This is a genomic window from Paraburkholderia bryophila, from assembly GCF_003269035.1.
In the GTDB taxonomy this organism is placed as follows: Bacteria; Pseudomonadota; Gammaproteobacteria; order Burkholderiales; family Burkholderiaceae; genus Paraburkholderia; species Paraburkholderia bryophila.
Window position 1 is genome coordinate 95,344 of record NZ_QLTK01000019.1, and the last position, 15,676, is coordinate 111,019.

General features: G+C 64.5%; 18 protein-coding genes. 8 read left to right on the top strand and 10 right to left on the bottom strand.

Annotated features, from left to right (window positions below; genetic code table 11):
* Window positions 1-173 precede the first annotated feature (173 nt).
* Window positions 174-956: an ABC transporter substrate-binding protein gene (locus tag BX591_RS24115; protein ID WP_111933818.1), complete on the bottom strand. Its 783-nt coding sequence runs from the start codon at window positions 954-956 to the stop codon at window positions 174-176.
* A gap of 188 nt (window positions 957-1,144) precedes the next feature.
* Window positions 1,145-1,402 (bottom strand): hypothetical protein, encoded by a 258-nt coding sequence (locus tag BX591_RS24120; protein WP_111933819.1) that lies wholly within the window; start codon window positions 1,400-1,402, stop codon window positions 1,145-1,147.
* Between the two features lie 520 nt (window positions 1,403-1,922).
* On the opposite strand from BX591_RS24120, the gene BX591_RS24125 reads away from it, so the two are divergent.
* The 5 genes from BX591_RS24125 (at window position 1,923) to BX591_RS24145 (ending at window position 6,502) form a co-directional block, all read left to right on the top strand.
* Window positions 1,923-3,056, top strand: a complete 1,134-nt coding sequence (locus tag BX591_RS24125) for an extracellular solute-binding protein (RefSeq protein WP_244147037.1) — start codon at window positions 1,923-1,925, stop codon at window positions 3,054-3,056.
* A complete protein-coding gene (locus tag BX591_RS24130) occupies window positions 3,056-4,879 on the top strand; it encodes a diguanylate cyclase domain-containing protein (protein WP_111933820.1) in 1,824 nt (607 codons plus the stop codon). The genes BX591_RS24125 and BX591_RS24130 overlap by 1 nt, the downstream gene beginning before the upstream one ends.
* 380 nt (window positions 4,880-5,259) lie before the next feature.
* Window positions 5,260-5,601 (top strand): hypothetical protein, encoded by a 342-nt coding sequence (locus BX591_RS24135; protein WP_111933821.1) that lies wholly within the window; start codon window positions 5,260-5,262, stop codon window positions 5,599-5,601.
* Window positions 5,598-5,957, top strand: coding sequence for a hypothetical protein (locus BX591_RS24140; protein ID WP_244147036.1), 360 nt, complete (start codon window positions 5,598-5,600; stop codon window positions 5,955-5,957). The genes BX591_RS24135 and BX591_RS24140 overlap by 4 nt, the downstream gene beginning before the upstream one ends.
* Window positions 5,958-6,055: 98 nt before the next feature.
* Window positions 6,056-6,502, top strand: coding sequence for a lytic transglycosylase domain-containing protein (locus tag BX591_RS24145; RefSeq protein WP_111933822.1), 447 nt, complete (start codon window positions 6,056-6,058; stop codon window positions 6,500-6,502).
* A 41-nt stretch (window positions 6,503-6,543) separates the two neighbouring features.
* On the opposite strand, the gene BX591_RS24150 is transcribed toward BX591_RS24145, so the two are convergent.
* The 7 genes from BX591_RS24150 to phnG all read right to left on the bottom strand — a co-directional run bounded on the left by BX591_RS24150 (window position 6,544) and on the right by phnG (window position 12,542).
* Window positions 6,544-7,677, bottom strand: a complete 1,134-nt coding sequence (locus BX591_RS24150; RefSeq protein ID WP_111933823.1) for an alpha-D-ribose 1-methylphosphonate 5-triphosphate diphosphatase — start codon at window positions 7,675-7,677, stop codon at window positions 6,544-6,546.
* 97 nt (window positions 7,678-7,774) lie between these two features.
* Window positions 7,775-8,539 carry a phosphonate C-P lyase system protein PhnL gene (phnL, locus tag BX591_RS24155; RefSeq protein WP_111933868.1) on the bottom strand — a complete coding sequence of 255 codons (765 nt, stop codon included), beginning with the start codon at window positions 8,537-8,539 and terminating at the stop codon, window positions 7,775-7,777.
* Window positions 8,540-8,547: 8 nt separating this feature from the next.
* Window positions 8,548-9,318 carry a phosphonate C-P lyase system protein PhnK gene (gene phnK, locus BX591_RS24160; protein WP_111933824.1) on the bottom strand — a complete coding sequence of 257 codons (771 nt, stop codon included), beginning with the start codon at window positions 9,316-9,318 and terminating at the stop codon, window positions 8,548-8,550.
* Window positions 9,315-10,250 (bottom strand): alpha-D-ribose 1-methylphosphonate 5-phosphate C-P-lyase PhnJ, encoded by a 936-nt coding sequence (locus BX591_RS24165; protein ID WP_111933825.1) that lies wholly within the window; start codon window positions 10,248-10,250, stop codon window positions 9,315-9,317. Before BX591_RS24165 ends, phnK begins: the two co-directional genes overlap by 4 nt.
* On the bottom strand, window positions 10,247-11,425 hold the full coding sequence (locus BX591_RS24170) for a carbon-phosphorus lyase complex subunit (protein WP_244147035.1): 1,179 nt from the start codon (window positions 11,423-11,425) through the stop codon (window positions 10,247-10,249). Before BX591_RS24170 ends, BX591_RS24165 begins: the two co-directional genes overlap by 4 nt.
* A complete protein-coding gene (gene phnH / locus BX591_RS24175) occupies window positions 11,425-12,045 on the bottom strand; it encodes a phosphonate C-P lyase system protein PhnH (RefSeq protein ID WP_111933826.1) in 621 nt (206 codons plus the stop codon). The genes BX591_RS24170 and phnH overlap by 1 nt, the downstream gene beginning before the upstream one ends.
* On the bottom strand, window positions 12,045-12,542 hold the full coding sequence (gene phnG, locus BX591_RS24180; RefSeq protein ID WP_111933827.1) for a phosphonate C-P lyase system protein PhnG: 498 nt from the start codon (window positions 12,540-12,542) through the stop codon (window positions 12,045-12,047). The genes phnH and phnG overlap by 1 nt, the downstream gene beginning before the upstream one ends.
* A 181-nt stretch (window positions 12,543-12,723) precedes the next feature.
* Here phnG and phnF point away from each other — a divergent pair, with 181 nt between their 5' ends.
* From phnF to phnN, 3 genes are read left to right on the top strand one after another with little or no spacing between them, the layout of a single operon-like run.
* A complete protein-coding gene (gene phnF, locus BX591_RS24185; RefSeq protein WP_111933828.1) occupies window positions 12,724-13,482 on the top strand; it encodes a phosphonate metabolism transcriptional regulator PhnF in 759 nt (252 codons plus the stop codon).
* Entirely contained in the window at window positions 13,479-14,201 is a 723-nt protein-coding gene (locus BX591_RS24190; protein WP_111933829.1) for a DUF1045 domain-containing protein, read from the top strand. The genes phnF and BX591_RS24190 overlap by 4 nt, the downstream gene beginning before the upstream one ends.
* Before the next feature lie 2 nt (window positions 14,202-14,203).
* Window positions 14,204-14,758 (top strand): phosphonate metabolism protein/1,5-bisphosphokinase (PRPP-forming) PhnN, encoded by a 555-nt coding sequence (gene phnN / locus BX591_RS24195; protein ID WP_111933830.1) that lies wholly within the window; start codon window positions 14,204-14,206, stop codon window positions 14,756-14,758.
* A 6-nt stretch (window positions 14,759-14,764) separates the two neighbouring features.
* On the opposite strand, the gene BX591_RS24200 is transcribed toward phnN, so the two are convergent.
* Window positions 14,765-15,673 (bottom strand): LysR family transcriptional regulator, encoded by a 909-nt coding sequence (locus BX591_RS24200; RefSeq protein ID WP_111933831.1) that lies wholly within the window; start codon window positions 15,671-15,673, stop codon window positions 14,765-14,767.
* Between the last annotated feature and the right edge of the window lie 3 nt (window positions 15,674-15,676).

The window sequence follows — 15,676 nt, forward strand, 5'->3', positions numbered from 1 at the left end:
GGCGGCGCGTGCGGCGCGCCTCGACCGCACGATCTTAGCCGATCTGCCGCGCGGCGTGCGTCAACCGGGCGGTGCAATGTGGCACAAGCCGGCACAAACGAAACGGGCCCCGCGTGTGGCGGAGCCCGTTGCCTGCAAGCCGGTACGCGCGCCGCGAGGCGCGCGAAGAGGGCTTAGCTGCCGTACACGTCGAAGTCGAAGTACTTCTTCTCGAGCTTCTTGTACGTACCGTCCTTGATGATGTCGGCGATTGCCTTGTCGACCTTCGCCTTCAGATCGGTGTCTTCCTTGCGCATGCCGATGCCTGCGCCGTTGCCGAGGACCTTCTCGTCGACGATATCCTTGCCTGCGAACTCGTAACCGGCGCCGCGCGGCGTCTTCAGGAAGCCGATTTCAGCTTCCACGGCGTCTTGCAGCGACGCGTCCAGACGACCCGACAGCAGGTCGGCATAGACCTGATCCTGGTTCTGATACGGAACGACCTTCACGCCCTTCGGCTCCCAGTACGTCTTTGCGTAGGTTTCCTGGATCGTGCCCTGCTCGACGCCCACCGCCTTGCCCTTCAGCGAGTCAGCCGTCGGCATCACGCCCGAACCTTTCTTCGAGACGAGGCGGGTCGGCGTGTTGAACAGTTTCGACGAGAACGCGATCTGTTCGGCGCGTTGCGGCGTCATGGACATGGACGACAGCACGCCGTCGAACTTCTTCGCCTTCAGGGCCGGGATCATGCCGTCGAAGTCGTTTTCGACCCACACGCATTTGGCCTTCAGGCGCGCGCAGATTTCATTGCCGAGGTCGATGTCGAAGCCAACGAGCTTGCCGTCCGAGCCTTTGGACTCGAACGGGGGATAGCTGGCGTCAACGCCAAAACGGATAGTCGACCAATCTTTAGCGTGTGCGCCAATCGAGACCGTTGCAAGCAGAGCAACCGTCAAAGCCGCTAGCAGTTTTTTCACTGTTTAACTCCTCGGTGTAGTTCAAATACGCCCGTATGCGGTTTTGCCGCGGCGGGCCGCCCGGCGCGACTCACGACCGGGCTTGGGTGGAAGCCGCCAGCCGGGGCGGCCAGCAGCGCGCGCCAAGCTTATCAGGTCAAAAATATTGGGAAGCTAGTGAAACACCGGATGGCGAAGGAGGATAGCTTTTAACGCGAGAATGTGGTGGAGCTTAAAGTGCCGACCGTGCCGCACCAGAGTTCGCCTTTGCCCATCATTTCCGTCTCGCGTGCGCTCATGCCCGCGCAGGCGCCGTGCGAATCCTGCAAGTCCTGCGGGCTGGTTGAATCGCGCTGAATACGGGCGAGCGCCGCGCGGTTCATTTCGCCTTGCAGCCAATTGCCAAAACCCATTACCAAACTGGCCACGACGGCCAGCAACACCCATTCTGTTTTCTTCAAGCGCATTGTGATGGTCTTGTTCGACGACCCGAAAGCCGGTTCGCTTCATGCTTTGCCCACGACCATTGCCGGCGTGGGACAAGTTAACGTTATCGGCAGCCGTGCCGCACTTCTTTAAGTATTGCCCACCGCGTGCGCGGCCCGCTAATAGCATAATTTTTTGGGCATGGTTATCTTTTCGGATGGCGCTATTAAGTGAAGTTGATTACGACCTGTTACTCAGCGCGTGCGTTTCAAGCGGAGACCCGCCAAATTAAAGATTTCGCATAAATCGCCGTTAATACGGATGTGCCCGTTTGACCGGTCACGCCAGGTTGCCCGTTTTTCCCGACACCGTCGTGGCCGAAAACAAAATTGTATTGCTTTAGCGCTATCATCAATGCTCCTCGCGCTCGCTGCCGGCGGCGCAACGAGCGTATCTGTCTGAAGAAAGTCACCGAATACCACCTGCGCGGATCGCCTCCGCGGGCTGGCGTTCGTCGGCCAGGCCTTCTGCTAAACGGTGTTGTATATGCACGAGATGTTGATGGCAGATGACATGCGCTGTTCTAAACGAGGCTTCCCGCGCAGAAACGCGGGCGCTGCAGCTCGCGCGCAGGGTTCGTGCCGCCCGGCTATATCCGCATTTCTGACGCTTCTGATCGGCGTGGTGTTCTGCTGCGGGCTCGTATCGGTTACGCCCGCCCAGGCCGGCGAGAAAATCCTGCGCGTGCTGGCATGGCCCGGTTATGCCGACGACGACGTGGTCAAGACGTTCGAGTCGCGCTACAAGGTCAAGGTGGAAGTCACGCTGGCCGATTCCGACGAGGCCTTGTGGACGCTGATGCACAGTCAAGACGCGCCGCCGTTCGACGTGCTCGCCGCCAACACCGCCGAAATCCAGCGCTATACGCACGCCAATCTGCTTGCGCCGCTCGATCTGGCGAGCTTGCCGAACACGAAACTGCAACTGCGGCGGTTTCAGGCGCGCACGTCGATCGAAGGGCTCACGTCGGCGGGCAAGGTGTACGCGATTCCGTTCACGTATTCGTCCATGGGCCTGATCTACGACCGCAAGCAGATCGCGGTGCCGCCGCGTTCCATGCGCGAGCTATGGAATCCGAAGTATCGTGGCAAGGTGCTCGACTTCAACAGCGCGCAGCACAACTTCTCGTTCACCGCGCTGGCGCTCGGCTACCCGCATCCGTTTCAGCTCGACGCCACGCAGATTCACACCATCGCGCAGAAACTCGTCGATCTGCGCCGCAATCTGTTGACCTATTACACGCTTCCCGAAGAAGCGACCGCGGTTTTCATGCAGCACAAGGTCGCGCTGATGTTCGGCAACTACGGCACCCAGCAGGTCGAAATGCTGCGCCGCGCCGGCGCGGACGTCGGCTATGTGATTCCCGATGAAGGCGCGCTCGCGTGGCTCGATTGCTGGTCGATGACGCGTTCGGCGCAGGACCCCGCGCTCGCGCTCGCGTGGATCAACTACATGCTCGAACCCGGCGTAAGCGGCTTGCTCACGCAACGTCAGGGGCTCGCCAATACGCTGAGCGCGCCGGTCGACAACAGCGACAACGCTCACATCGTGTGGATCGGACCGGTGGAGGATATCCAGCGGCGCGAGGAGCTGTGGGCTCGAATCGTGTCCGGCGACCGCTCGGAGCGCTTCTGATGATACGGCCCGGCCTGACCGTCAAGTTGTCGGTGCTGCTCGCGTGTATCGGCGTGCTCGCGTCCGGCGCGACCGGCTATTACGCGTATCGCGCCAATCGCACGATGCTGGTGAACGAAGCGGGCCACAGTCTGCTGACTTCCACGGAACTGCTCGGGCAGCGCTTCTCCAACTCGATCGACGACGTCGGCGCCGACGCCCAGGTGCTCGCGAGCTTGCCGTCCGCGGCGGACGTCGCGCAAACCGACGACGGCCTCGGCAGGAACGCGGCTCGCGAACAGTTGGCGCAGGTGTATTCGAGCTTCATGATCCACCACCCCGAGTACCTGCAGATCCGTTTGATCGCGCGGCAGCACTACGGGCTCGAACTGATCCGCTTCGATCGCGACGGCGACGGCCTCGTGCGCGTGCAGGGCAACAGCCTGCAGGAAAAAGGCCAGTTCGCGTATGTGTTCGAGACGCTGGCGTTTTCGCCGGGCCGTATTTATACGTCGCCGATCTCGGTCAATCACGAGTACGGCGCGCATGGCGCGGAAGGCAAACCGACCTTGCGGCTCGGCACGCCGGTGGCGAACGCGGGCGGCGAGGTGGTGGGCGTCGTCGTGATCGACGTCGACCTGGCCGGTTTGCTCAAGCGCTTGCAAAGCGATTTGCCGAGCGACTATCAGGTCTATCTCACCAACGAATGGGGCGACTTCCTGGTCCATCCCGACCCGTCGAAAACCTTCGGCTTCGACCGCGGCCGGCGTGTGCTGATCCAGGACAGCTTCTCCGTCACCAAACCGCTCTTCGAGCAGTCGCAAAGCGAAATCCTCGTCAACGGCCTCGTGAAGCCCAGGCAGGCCGCCGGTCAGGTGCTCGCCTTCGTGCGGCGGCCGTTCGGCGATTCCGCGGGCAACCGCTTTATCGTGCTCGGACTCGCCAAGCCGCTGGAGGACGTGTTGTCCGGCGCGAATCTGCTCGGCGATCGCATCGTTCGTATGGTGCTGGTGTTCAGCGTGCTGGCGCTGGGTCTTGCCGTACTGTTCGCGCGCGCGCTGACCAAGCCGCTGCATCTGCTCGCGCATGCGGCCACGCATCTGTTCGCCGAACATGCCATGGAAACGCTGCCGCTCAAACGGACCGACGAAATCGGCGTGCTGGCGCGCTGCTTCGATCGTTTGCGCCGCGAAATCAAATCGCAGATGGACGTGCTGCACGCCAAGCAACGCGAGCTCGTGCATCTGGCCACGCACGACGGCCTCACCGGCTTGCCGAACCGCATGCTGTTCATGCAGAAGCTCGAAAGCGCGATCGACGAAGCCACGCGGCGTCAGGAGGGCCTGGCGGTGCTGTTCGTCGACCTCGACCGCTTCAAGCAGATCAACGACCAGTTCGGCCATTCGATTGGCGACAAGGTGCTGGCCGCGGTGGCGCGTCGGCTGAAACAGGTGCTCTGTTCCGCCGACGTGGTGGCACGACTCGGCGGCGACGAGTTCATCGTGCTGATCGAGGGGCCGCGTTCCGCGGAGGCGGCGCCCGCGATCGCGTCGCGCATCATGGACACGCTGAACGAAACCCTCGTGATGGACGGGCAAAGCATGAACGTGGGCGCGAGCATCGGCATCAGCCAGTTCCCGGACGACAGCGGCACGGCCGAAGAACTGCTGCTGAACGCCGACGCCGCCATGTATGCGGCTAAATCCGGCGGACGGTGTGCGTATTTGCTGTACCACGATCTGCTCGAGATACGCCGGCGCGAACAGCGTGCCCATCAGGAAGAGGCGCAGGCGAGAGCCGCTCAGGGAGCGACGGCCGGCCGCGAGGCCGAACCGATGGCCTGAGCGGGCCCGTTGTGGCGTCTTCGCCGGAGTCTGGATTGCGCGTCGCGCTGCCGCTTTATCCGCGTCCTCCTTGCGCGCCGCTAACGAACGCCTTGCACGCGGCTTCACGTCGATCGCGTCGCTCCGTCTTCCTCGCTTCGACCCGCGCCAAACGGCGTTTTAATCAGACAAATACCCGCTAAAAACGCGAGGCAAGTTTGCCTCGATGGTCGCTTCAGCGAGCGCGCCAGCAATCGTTTGCGCCGATCCTGAGGCAAGTCTTTTTCATTTCACTGGAAGCGTTTTCGCCGTCTCAACTTTTGCCGCGGGCTTGCCGACAACGTCGTTATGGCAACAGGATTGACTGGAGATTTTCCGTGAAGCGACAGGTTTGTTTCTTGATGGCGGCACTGGCGCTTGCCGGTTGCGCGCAGATGCCGCCGTCGACTGCGGCGCATACGGATAAGGCGCCGAACGAAGTGATCAGCTTCGACATTCCGCCGGACGCACTCGGCGCACGCGATCCGCAACTCACCGCCGTGCTGGCTAAAGCCGGTGCGCTGGCCGCCGCGCAACCTCAGCCGACGGTCGTGCTCGTCACCGCGTTAGGCCAGGACTTCGCCTATCTGAATCAGGCAGTCTGGAAAGGCGTGCCGGCACAACACACGGCGCGGGTGAACTTCGAGAACCGGACCGCCGGCTTGGGGCAGCCGTATAGCGTATCGATCAGGACGGTTCAATGAACGCGCACCTGATGATCGCTCGCGGCGCATTTCTGAGCCTGGCCACCTTGCTGGTCGCACCGGCGTTCGCGGGTCAGCCGGGTGCGGATTTGCAGTCCGCCGCCGCGTTTCCGCCGGCGGCGGACAAGGTCTATCCACCGTTGCCGTCGCTCGCCATGCTGCCGCCGCCGAGTGCGACCGACGACGATGCCGCGCCGCTCAAACCGGCCCTGCATCGCAAGAAATCACGCGCGCCCGCGCAGACCCAGGAGCGCCGCATGCCGCCGGCTCCGGTGGTGCGGCTGATCGTGTCCGACGCGTCGCACGCTTATCTCGACGGCGTGCAGCGCCAGATCGAGCTGGCCATGAACAAGTAACGCAGCGCCCGGCACGACCCACCACGCACGCAGGATCGGTCGGCGTGGTTGTCGTGCCGCTTTCACCTCTTTATCGCTATCGAGCGAAAGGATGAAGCATGTCCTTGAAAATCTTCTTTGCCGCGTTCGCCTGCTGGATGGCGTGCGGTACAGCGCAAGCGGCCGACGACTGCTTCAACGAAGCCGCGGCCTATCAAGGGGTCAACCCGTGGGTGCTGCGTGCGCTCGCGTGGTACGAATCGAAGGGTGACCCGAGCGCGATCCGGCGCAACGCCAATGGCTCGATCGACGTCGGCCAGCTGCAGATCAATTCGATTCATTTCGGCGATCTCGCCCGCGAAGGCGTGCCGCATCGCGCGCTGATCGATCCGTGCGTGAACGTGTACGTCGCCGCGTGGCTTCTGAAACAGAAGATGGTCAAGCACGGCAACACGTGGCGCGCGATCGGCGCCTACCACTCGGAAACGCCGCGAGAGCGGGACGCCTACGCGCGCGGCATCCAGAAGGTGTTGGTGGCGTGGGGGCAATTGCAGTCGGATCGCTAGACCGTTTCCTCCCACGCCCGGGCTCGAACGTCAGCTCACGCTTAGACGATCCGTGCGCCGCCGCGATACGTGGCGCGCGGTACCGGCAGCGTGTCGAGCATCGTCACGCGCACGAAGTCGGCGCGCAGGCCGGCCGCGATCGAGCCGCGATCATGCAAGCCGGCCGTGCGCGCCGGTTCGGCGGAGACTGTCGCCATGGCGCGCGGCAGTGTCCAGTCCGCTTTCGCGACCAGTTCGAACACGGCGGTCAGCAAACTCGACGGCACGTAATCCGACGACAGGATATCGAGCAGATTCGCCTCGGCCAGTTCGAGCGCCGATACGTTGCCCGAATGCGAACCGCCGCGCACGATATTCGGTGCGCCCATGATGGTCGAAATGCCATGCGCGCGCGCGGCCTCGGCGGCCACGCGCGTGGTCGGAAATTCGGCCAGCACGATCCCTTCCGCGCGAGCCTGTTCGACGTGTTCGACCAGCGTGTCGTCGTGGCTCGCCACCGGAATGCCGAGCCGGTTGCAACGTTCGACGATCTCGCGGCGGTGCGTGTCGGCGTAACGCGCCTGCTCGATCGACAATTCGGTCAGCGCGGTCGCGACATGTTCGTCGCTCAGTTTGCCGTTACGCTCCTGGAAGCGACGCCATTGCTCGCGATCGTGCCACTGGCGTTGACCGGGCGTATGGTCCATCACCGAAGCAAGCCGCAGCAGCGGATGCGCGCACAACGAATCGAACAGTTCCACCACGTCGGCGGTGGCGATTTCGCAGCGCAGATGCAGAAAGTGTTCGGCGCGCAGCAGGTTGCGTTCGGACAGGCGCGTGAGCGATTCGGCGCACTGCGTTTGCACGTCGCGGCCGCGCAGCCCGACGTTCGAGCGCGAACCGATGGCGAGCGCATCGAATACCGTCGTGATGCCGGCGGCAGCCACCTGCGCGTCGTGAATCACGAAGGCGGCGTCGGTATTCCACTGCACGCCGGGACGCGGCGCGAGATGTTTCTCGAGATTGTCCGTGTGCAATTCGATCAGGCCGGGCAATAGATAGTCGCCGTTCCAATCTTCCGCGTCGCGCGCCGAGGTCGTGCCCCGCTCGAGGCTGCGAATCACGCCGTCTTCGACGTGTACCACGCCGGTGAATACTTCATCTCGCGTCACGATGCGAGCGTTCCTGATCAACATCGACTTGCTCCGTAGTCAGTCGGACTGGATGGGTGGGACTGGATGGTTGGTTCAGTGTAAAGCCGTTTCCTGTTTCGCCGGGCACGGATCGATCCGCTCAGTGGCGCAGCGGCGGCCTTAATTCGAGCCGGCGCGTCGCGACCTTGTTGCGCGTGTCTTCGTCGTGAAAAATGCCCACGATCGCCGCGCCGCGCTCGCGCGCTTCGACGATCAGATCGGCGACCACGTCGCGGTTCTCCGCATCGAGCGAAGCGGTCGGCTCGTCGAGCAGCAGCAGCGGGTGACCGGCGATCAGGCCGCGCGCAATGTTCACGCGCTGTTGCTCGCCGCCCGAGAAGGTGGCGGGCGCCAGCGTCCACAGCCGCTCCGGCACGTTCAGTCGGGCCAGCAACGCGGCGGCCCGCGTGCGGGCTTCGTCTTCGGCCACACCGCGCGAGAGTAGCGGCTCGGCGACGAGCGTGAGCGTCGGTACACGCGGAATCACGCGCAGAAACTGGCTGACGTAACCGACCACGCCGCGCCGCAGGCGCAGCACGTCGTGCGGTTCGGCGCCGGTGATCGACACGGCGCGGCTGTTGTCCGCTGCGTCGCGAATCTCGATCGAACCGGTGCTCGCGAGATAGTTGCCGTACAGGCAGCGCAACAGCGTGCTTTTACCCGCGCCCGATGGGCCGACCAGCACGACGCATTCGCCGCGTTCCACCTCGAGCGACACGTCCGCGAGCGCTTCGATCTGCACGCCGCCCTGGCCATGCAACGTAAATGTCTTGCCGATGCCGACCGCGCGCAACATCAGCGCGGCGTTGTCGGCGAAGGCGTGCCCGGCGGCGCGGGTCGGGTTGGCGGTATCAAAGGATTGCATCATGAGCCTCAAACCGGCAGAACCGAGGAAACCAGCGTTTGCGTGTACGGGTGCTGCGGATCGTCGAGTACCTGATCGGTCAGACCCGCTTCGACCACTTCGCCGCCTTGCATCACCATCAGCCGATGCGCGAGCAGACGCGCCACGCCGATATCGTGCGTGACGATCAGCACCGACAGATGCAGCGTGGAAGTCAGCGTGCGCAGCAGATCGAGCAGGCGTGCCTGCACCGAGACGTCGAGACCGGCGGTGGGTTCGTCCATGAACACGAGCCGCGGGCTGGTGACGAGATTGCGCGCGATCTGCAGACGCTGCTGCATGCCGCCGGAAAACGCGGCCGGAAACTCGTCGATCCGCGACGAATCGAGTTCGACGCGCTCCATCCACTGCGTGGCCGCGTAGCGGATATCGCCGTAGTGGCGTGCGCCGACGGCCATGAGCGGCTCGCCGATATTCGCGCCGGCCGAAACGCCGCTGCGCAGTCCGTCGCGCGGATTCTGCTGCACGAAACCCCACTCGGTGCGCATCAGCATCCGGCGGCGCGGTTCGGACAAGGTCAGCAGGTCGAGTTTTTCACCGTGCGAGGCGGTGTAGTGCAGCGCGCCGCTGTCCGCTTCGGTTTTCAATGCAAGCGCATTCAGCAGCGTGGTTTTGCCCGAGCCCGATTCGCCGACGATGCACAACACCTCGCCCGGATACAGGTCGAAGCTGACGTTTCTGCAGCCGTTGCGGCCGCCGTATTGTTTGGTGAGCGCGCGGGCGCTCAGCAGCGGCGTCATGCTGCGTCTCCTTGAGCGGTGGGGCGCAACGACGGATCGAATTCGGCGTCGCCGCGGCGTTCATGACAGTAGTCGCTATCGGAGCAGACGAACATTCGTTGGCCCGCGTCGTCGACGATCATCTCATCGAGGAAGCTTTCCGTGGCACCGCACAGCGCGCAAGCATGCTGCCACGTCTGTACTTCGAACGGGTGATCGTCGAAGTCGAGACTACGCACCGGCGTGTAAGGCGGAATCGCATGAATGCGCCGCTCGCGGCCGGCGCCGAACAATTGCAGCGCGGGGTTCATATGCATCTTCGGATTGTCGAACTTCGGAATCGGCGAGGGCGACGCCAGATAGCGATGATTGACGATCACCGGGTAGTCGTAAGTCGTGGCGATATTGCCGTGATGCACGATGTCTTCGTACAGCTTCACGCTCATCAGGCCGTAGTCCGCGAGCGCATGCAGCTTTTTGCTTTCGGCCACGCGCGGTTCGAGCCGGAACAGCGGTTCGGGCATCGGCACCTGATAGACCAGAATCTGTTTGTCGGTGAGCGGTGCTTCCGGAATGCGGTGGCGCGTCTGGATGATGGTGGCTTCGACAGTGCGGCGCGTGGTCGCCACGCCAGTGGTGCGCGCGAAAAAACGGCGGATGTTGACCGCGTTGGTGGTTTCGTCGGAACCTTGATCGATCACCTTGAGCGTGTCGTTGCGGCCGATAATCGCTGCGGTGACCTGAATGCCGCCCGTGCCCCAGCCGAACGGCAGCGGCATTTCACGCGAGGCGAACGGCACCTGGTAACCCGGCACGGCGACCGCTTTGAGCAACGCGCGACGCAGCATGCGTTTGGTCTGCTCGTCGAGGTAGGCGAAGTTGTAGCCCTCCGCGGCGGCGTCGTACGACGGCGTGGCGAGCGGCCTGGTAAGCGGTGTAGCGGCTGTGTTCATGCTGCCTGCTCCTGCTGATCGTGGGCCGTTTGCTGGGGCGCGGTGTTGTTTTCGCGGGCGTCGCTCGGGCGCCTGACCTCCTGCTCTGCGTGCTGTGCGCGCAAGCGCCGCACGAGTTCCAGCTCCGACTGAAAGTCCACGTAGTGCGGCAGCTTCAGATGCTGAACGAAGCCCGACGCCTCGACGCTATCGCTATGCGACAGCATGAATTCGATGTCCTGCGTCGGCGAGGCCAGCGTTTCGCCGAGTTCTTCGGCACGCAGCGCGCGATCCACCAGCGCCATGGCCATCGCCTTACGTTCCGAGTGACCGAACGCGAGACCGTAACCTTGCGTGAAGGTGGGCGGCACCGCGCCGCTGCCGGCGAACTGGTTGATCATCTGGCATTCGGTGATGTCGATCTCGCCGATGTCGACGCTCTCGCCCAACTCGTCGAGTTCCATCTCCACCGAGATCGTGCCGAAGCGGATTTCGCCGGCGAATGGATGCGAGTTCGCATAGCCGCGTTGCGTGGCGTAGCCCATGGCGAGCAGAAAGCCTTCGTCACCGCGCGCGAGATTCTGCAAACGCGTGGCGCGGCTTGCGGGAAACGCCAGCGGTTCGCGCGACAGATCGCCGGGTTCCGGCGCATTCGGTGTGGGACGTTCCTGTTCGATCAGCCCTTCCTTGTCGAGCAGCGTGACGACGCGCGGCATGGCTTCGGCGGCGACCGGTGCGACGCGCTGCGGCGACGGGTGTGCCGGCGCGCCGCTCGCGTGCGCGTCGCCCTCGGCAAGCAACGCGAAATCCAGTAGACGCTGCGTGTAATCGTAAGTCGCGCCGAGCAACTGACCACCGGGAACATCTTTGAAGGTTGCCGAGATACGGCGCTCCACCCGCATGGCTTCGGTATCGACCGGTTGCGTATAGCCGAAACGCGGCAACGTGGTGCGATACGCACGCAGCAGGAAGATTGCTTCGACCAGATCGCCGGCTGCCTGTTTGATCGCCAGCGCGGCGAGTTCTTCGTCGTAGACCGAGCCTTCGGTCATCACGCGCGCGACCGCCAGACGCAACTGTTCGCGGATCTGCGCGACGCTGAGTTCGGCCAGTTGCGTCTCGCCGCGGCGCTCCTTGTCGAGCAGGCGCCACGATGCTTCGATCGCCCGTTCCCCACCTTTGACGGCAACGTACATCAGTTCACCTTCGCTTGAGTTGTGCGGGGCAGGCCGATCAGGGCGTCGCCGCAGACGAGATAACAATCGACACCGCACGGAAACAGCGGCGCGAGCGCGGCGCGTTCGCGCCAGAAGCGTTCGGGCAGGCCGACCGGTGCGATCGTCTCGGTGTGTTGGATGCCGGGGCCGTTCAGCACGATCGGCGCGCCGCCGGTCAACGCGTCCACATGGATCAGCAGTGTGACCGCCTGCTCGGGCGATTCCGCGGCGCCGAGCGCGAAGGTCTCGAGCGGCGGCAACGTGGCCGCGTCTTGGAGGTAGGCGAACGCGGCCTCGGCGGGATCGTTCGCGAGCGGCGCCCCGGTATGAAAGCGCAACGCCGAGCTGAGCGCCGTGTCGGTTTGCGCGAGCCACACTGGCGTGGCGTAGTCGCACAACGCGAGCAACGCGGCAAACGCGGCGAGATCGGCGCGCGTGGCAAGCGTGCCGCGTACGGCCGGCAACACGTTCTCGACCACGCCGACCGTGCCCGGCCGCGACAATGCGTCGAGCAAGGTGCGGAACACGCCCTGGGTGTCGTGTACCGGATCGGCGAAACCCGGTGTGAGCGTGGACAATGCAATCGGTGAGTTTTCCATCAGTCGCCCCGGACCATCGTGAAGAATTCGACGCGCGTGGCCGCGACGTCCTCGCGCCGCGCGTCGCGCCGTGCGGCTTGTTGCGCGGCAAACGGCCCGATCAGTTGCTCGTGCAACGCCGCGTGATACTCGGGCATTTGCAGCAAGGCGTCCGCCAGCGCGGCGAGTTCGGCGCGGCGGCGGTCGCGGCCCAGGTGGCAGGCCACGCCGACTGTGGCCAGCGCGCCTTCCGCCACCCGCAAACGTAGCGTGGCGCGCGTGACGGTAGCCTCGCCGAGATTGAACGGGTCGCCGCTGCCGCCCACGCGGCCGCGCACCATGGCGAGGCCGATTTCAGGCGGGCGCAGCCAGTCGTAAGCAGGCGGGGGCAGGTCGTGCAGCGCATGCTGCAGCGCGGCTTCGAGATCGGCGCGCGGCGTGCGGGCGAGGACGGCCATCCAGGCGCGCCGGACCGATGAAGGCGCAGTGGAAGAAGGCGAGGCGGGAGGGGCGCTCATCGAAGTTCCTGTTGATCCAGCGAGTAGACATTTGACCATCTATTCATCTAAACGTCTAGACGTTTAGGGGTATGCTTGTCGAGCGGTGTAGCGCTTTGCCGGCGTTTCACATTTCCATCACGGCTGGCGCACTACAATGCATGCCATAGCGATAATTTGAACTCAAGGGAATGACAGCACCATGACATCGAACGACAACGCGACGCCGGGCACGATGCTCGAACGCGGCGCTGGCGTTGCGGTATGGCGGCAGATCGAACAGATCCTCGCCAGGGAAATCGCCGCGAGCGGTTTCGGCGAAGAAGGGCGCTTGCCGAGCGAAGGCGAACTCGCCAAACGCTTCGACGTGAACCGGCATACCGTGCGCCGCGCCATGCTCGGGCTCGCGGCGTTGGGGCTGGTCAGCGTCGAGCAGGGCCGCGGCACGTTCGTGCAACCCGGCGCGATCGACTATACGATCGGCCGCCGCACGCGCTTTACAGAAAACCTGCGTCAGCAGCATCATTCGGCGGCGGGCACGATGTTGTCGGCGGTGCGCGTCAAGGCCGAGCCGAGCGTCGCGAAGACGCTGAGTTTGCGAGCCGGCGCGGCGGTCTACCGGATCGAATCGCTGCATGAGTCCGACGGTGTGCCGCTCACGTTCGCGCGCAACTGGTATCCCGCCGCGCGTTTTCCCGAACTGCCGGAGGTGCTGGAGCGCACTGGCGGCGTGACCAAAGCGATGGCGGAACTCGGCGTGAGCGACTATCTGCGCAAGTGGAGCCGCATCGGCAGTGTGCTGCCCGAGCCGGAAGTCGCGCGGCGTTTGAATATCAATCGTCAGCAGCCGGTGTTGTGGGTCGAAAACGTCGACGTGGATCTGCAGGGCACGCCGATCAAATACGGCTTCACGCATTTCGCGGCGGACCGCGTGCAACTGCTGGTGGAGCACGACATATGAGCGGCACGGCGTGGCGCAACGATGCACGTTTCGCGGTCTATTACGCGCCGTCGCGCGAGTCGGCATGGTGGCAAGCCGGTTCGGCATGGCTTGGCCGCGATGCCGAAAGCGGCGACACCTACGTGCCGCCGCAACCGCCGGGTCTGACACGTCCGCTGACAGCGTTGACCGAAGCGCCGCGCCGTTATGGCTGGCATGGCACGCTAGTCGCACCGTTTCGCCTGGCGGACGGCGTGACACCAGACGACGTGCTCGCCGCCACGCGGGCATGGGCCGATACGCAGCGCCCGTTCACGCTGCCGGTGGAAGCCGCGACACTGGGCGACTTCGTCGCGCTGCGTCCGGCTGATCAGCACGCGGAGGCCGACATTCGCACGCTCGCCACGAATGCCCTGCAAACGCTCGATACGCTGCGCGCCAAACCCCCGGCCGCCGATCTCGCGCGCCGGCTCGCCGCGCCGCTGAGCGAGCGGCAACGCGCGCTGCTGATCGAATGGGGCTACCCCTACGTGTTCGACGAATTCCGTTTCCATATGACGCTGTCCGGTTCGCTCGCCGACGCACAGGAGCGTGCCGCGCTGGTTGCGTGGTGGCAGGCGCGTACGCCCGAGCTCGGTCCGCTGCCGGTCGATCATGCCGCGCTGTTTGTCGAGCCGGCGCCGGGCGAGCCGTTCGTGTTGTGGCAGCGGGTGCCGTTCCAGAGCCGCGAGGTGAAATAACCATGGCTGGACGTTTGATCTATGTGATGGGGCCGTCGGGCGCGGGCAAGGACTCGTTGCTGGCCTTTGCGCGCACGCGTCTGATGGGCGAGCCGATCCTCTTCGCGCATCGTTACATCACGCGGCCGAGCGGCAATGGCGAAGCACACGTCGCGCTGAGCGTCGAAGAATTCGCGGTGCGCTCCGTGCTCGGCCTGTTCGCGCTCGAATGGTCGAGCCACTCGTTGCGCTACGGCATTGGCATTGAACTCGACGGCTGGCTCGCGCGCGGGTGCACGGTGGTCGTCAACGGTTCGCGTCAGCATTTGCAGCATACGTTGGCGCGTTATCCGCACACCGAGGTCGTCCATGTGGACGCCGAGCCGCATATTCTCGAAGCGCGGCTCGGTGCGCGGGCGCGTGAATCGGCGGAGCAGGTCGCGGCCAGACTCGCGCGGCGCGCACCGTTTTCGTTGCCCGAAGGCGTGCGCTGCACGACGATCGACAACTCCGGCGCGCTCGAAGACGCCGGGCACGTGTTGGTCAAATTCCTGAAGGCCGAGACTCAGGCTCAGTGAGAACGCCTAGCCGGTCGCCGCCAGCCGCTCCCGGGTGGCGTCCTGCAAGCACGAGATAAATTGCAGCACCGCCGGCGTGGGCAGCAGATCGCGCCGCGAGATGATGCTGAGGTCGTAAGTGGGCAGCGTCTCTTCGATCTGTGCGATGCGGATGCCGAGCGGCGCGACCCTCTGCGCGAGCGGCCTCGTGAAGCAGCCGATCACGTCGGTTTGCGACACCAGCCCGAGCGTCACCGCGAAAGAAGACGGCGCGCGCAACAGCCGCTTCGGCACCGGCAAACCGTGCGTATCGAACATGCCCATCATCACGCTGTGCGGGAAGTGATCGGCGCCCACGGTCGCGATCCACTCGGCGTCGATCAGATCGTTCAGGCGCGTGACATTCGCGAGCGGATGCCCCGCGCGCATCACGACGACGAACTCCGTCGAATAGAGCCGCGCCTGCACCAGATCGCTATCCAGCGTCCGCACGTGATGGATCGCGGCGATATCGAGCGCGCCGTTGCGCAAACGCGCGACCGCATCCGGAATCGTCACTTCCTCCAGATGCAGGCTCACCAGCGGCATCGCCTGCCGAAACTTCGACACCGCCTGCGGCAGCGCCGTTAGCGCGATCGACGGCATCGTCCCCACACTGACCTTGCCGGCCAGTTCGCCCTTCACCTGTTCGACCGCTTCGACGGTGCGCCGCATGTCGCCTAGCAACTGCTCGGCGCGCGGTAGCAGCGCGAGCCCGCACGCCGTCAATTCGATGCCGCGCACGCTGCGCACCATCAGCTCCGCGTTCAGCGCGCTTTCGAGTTCGCGGAGGGTATGCGTGACGGCCGGTTGCGTCACGCCGAGCTCGCGCGCGGCGGCGCGCAAACTGCGGTGGTGAGCCGCCGCGACGAAGGCTTGCAGTTGCTGAAACTTCATTAG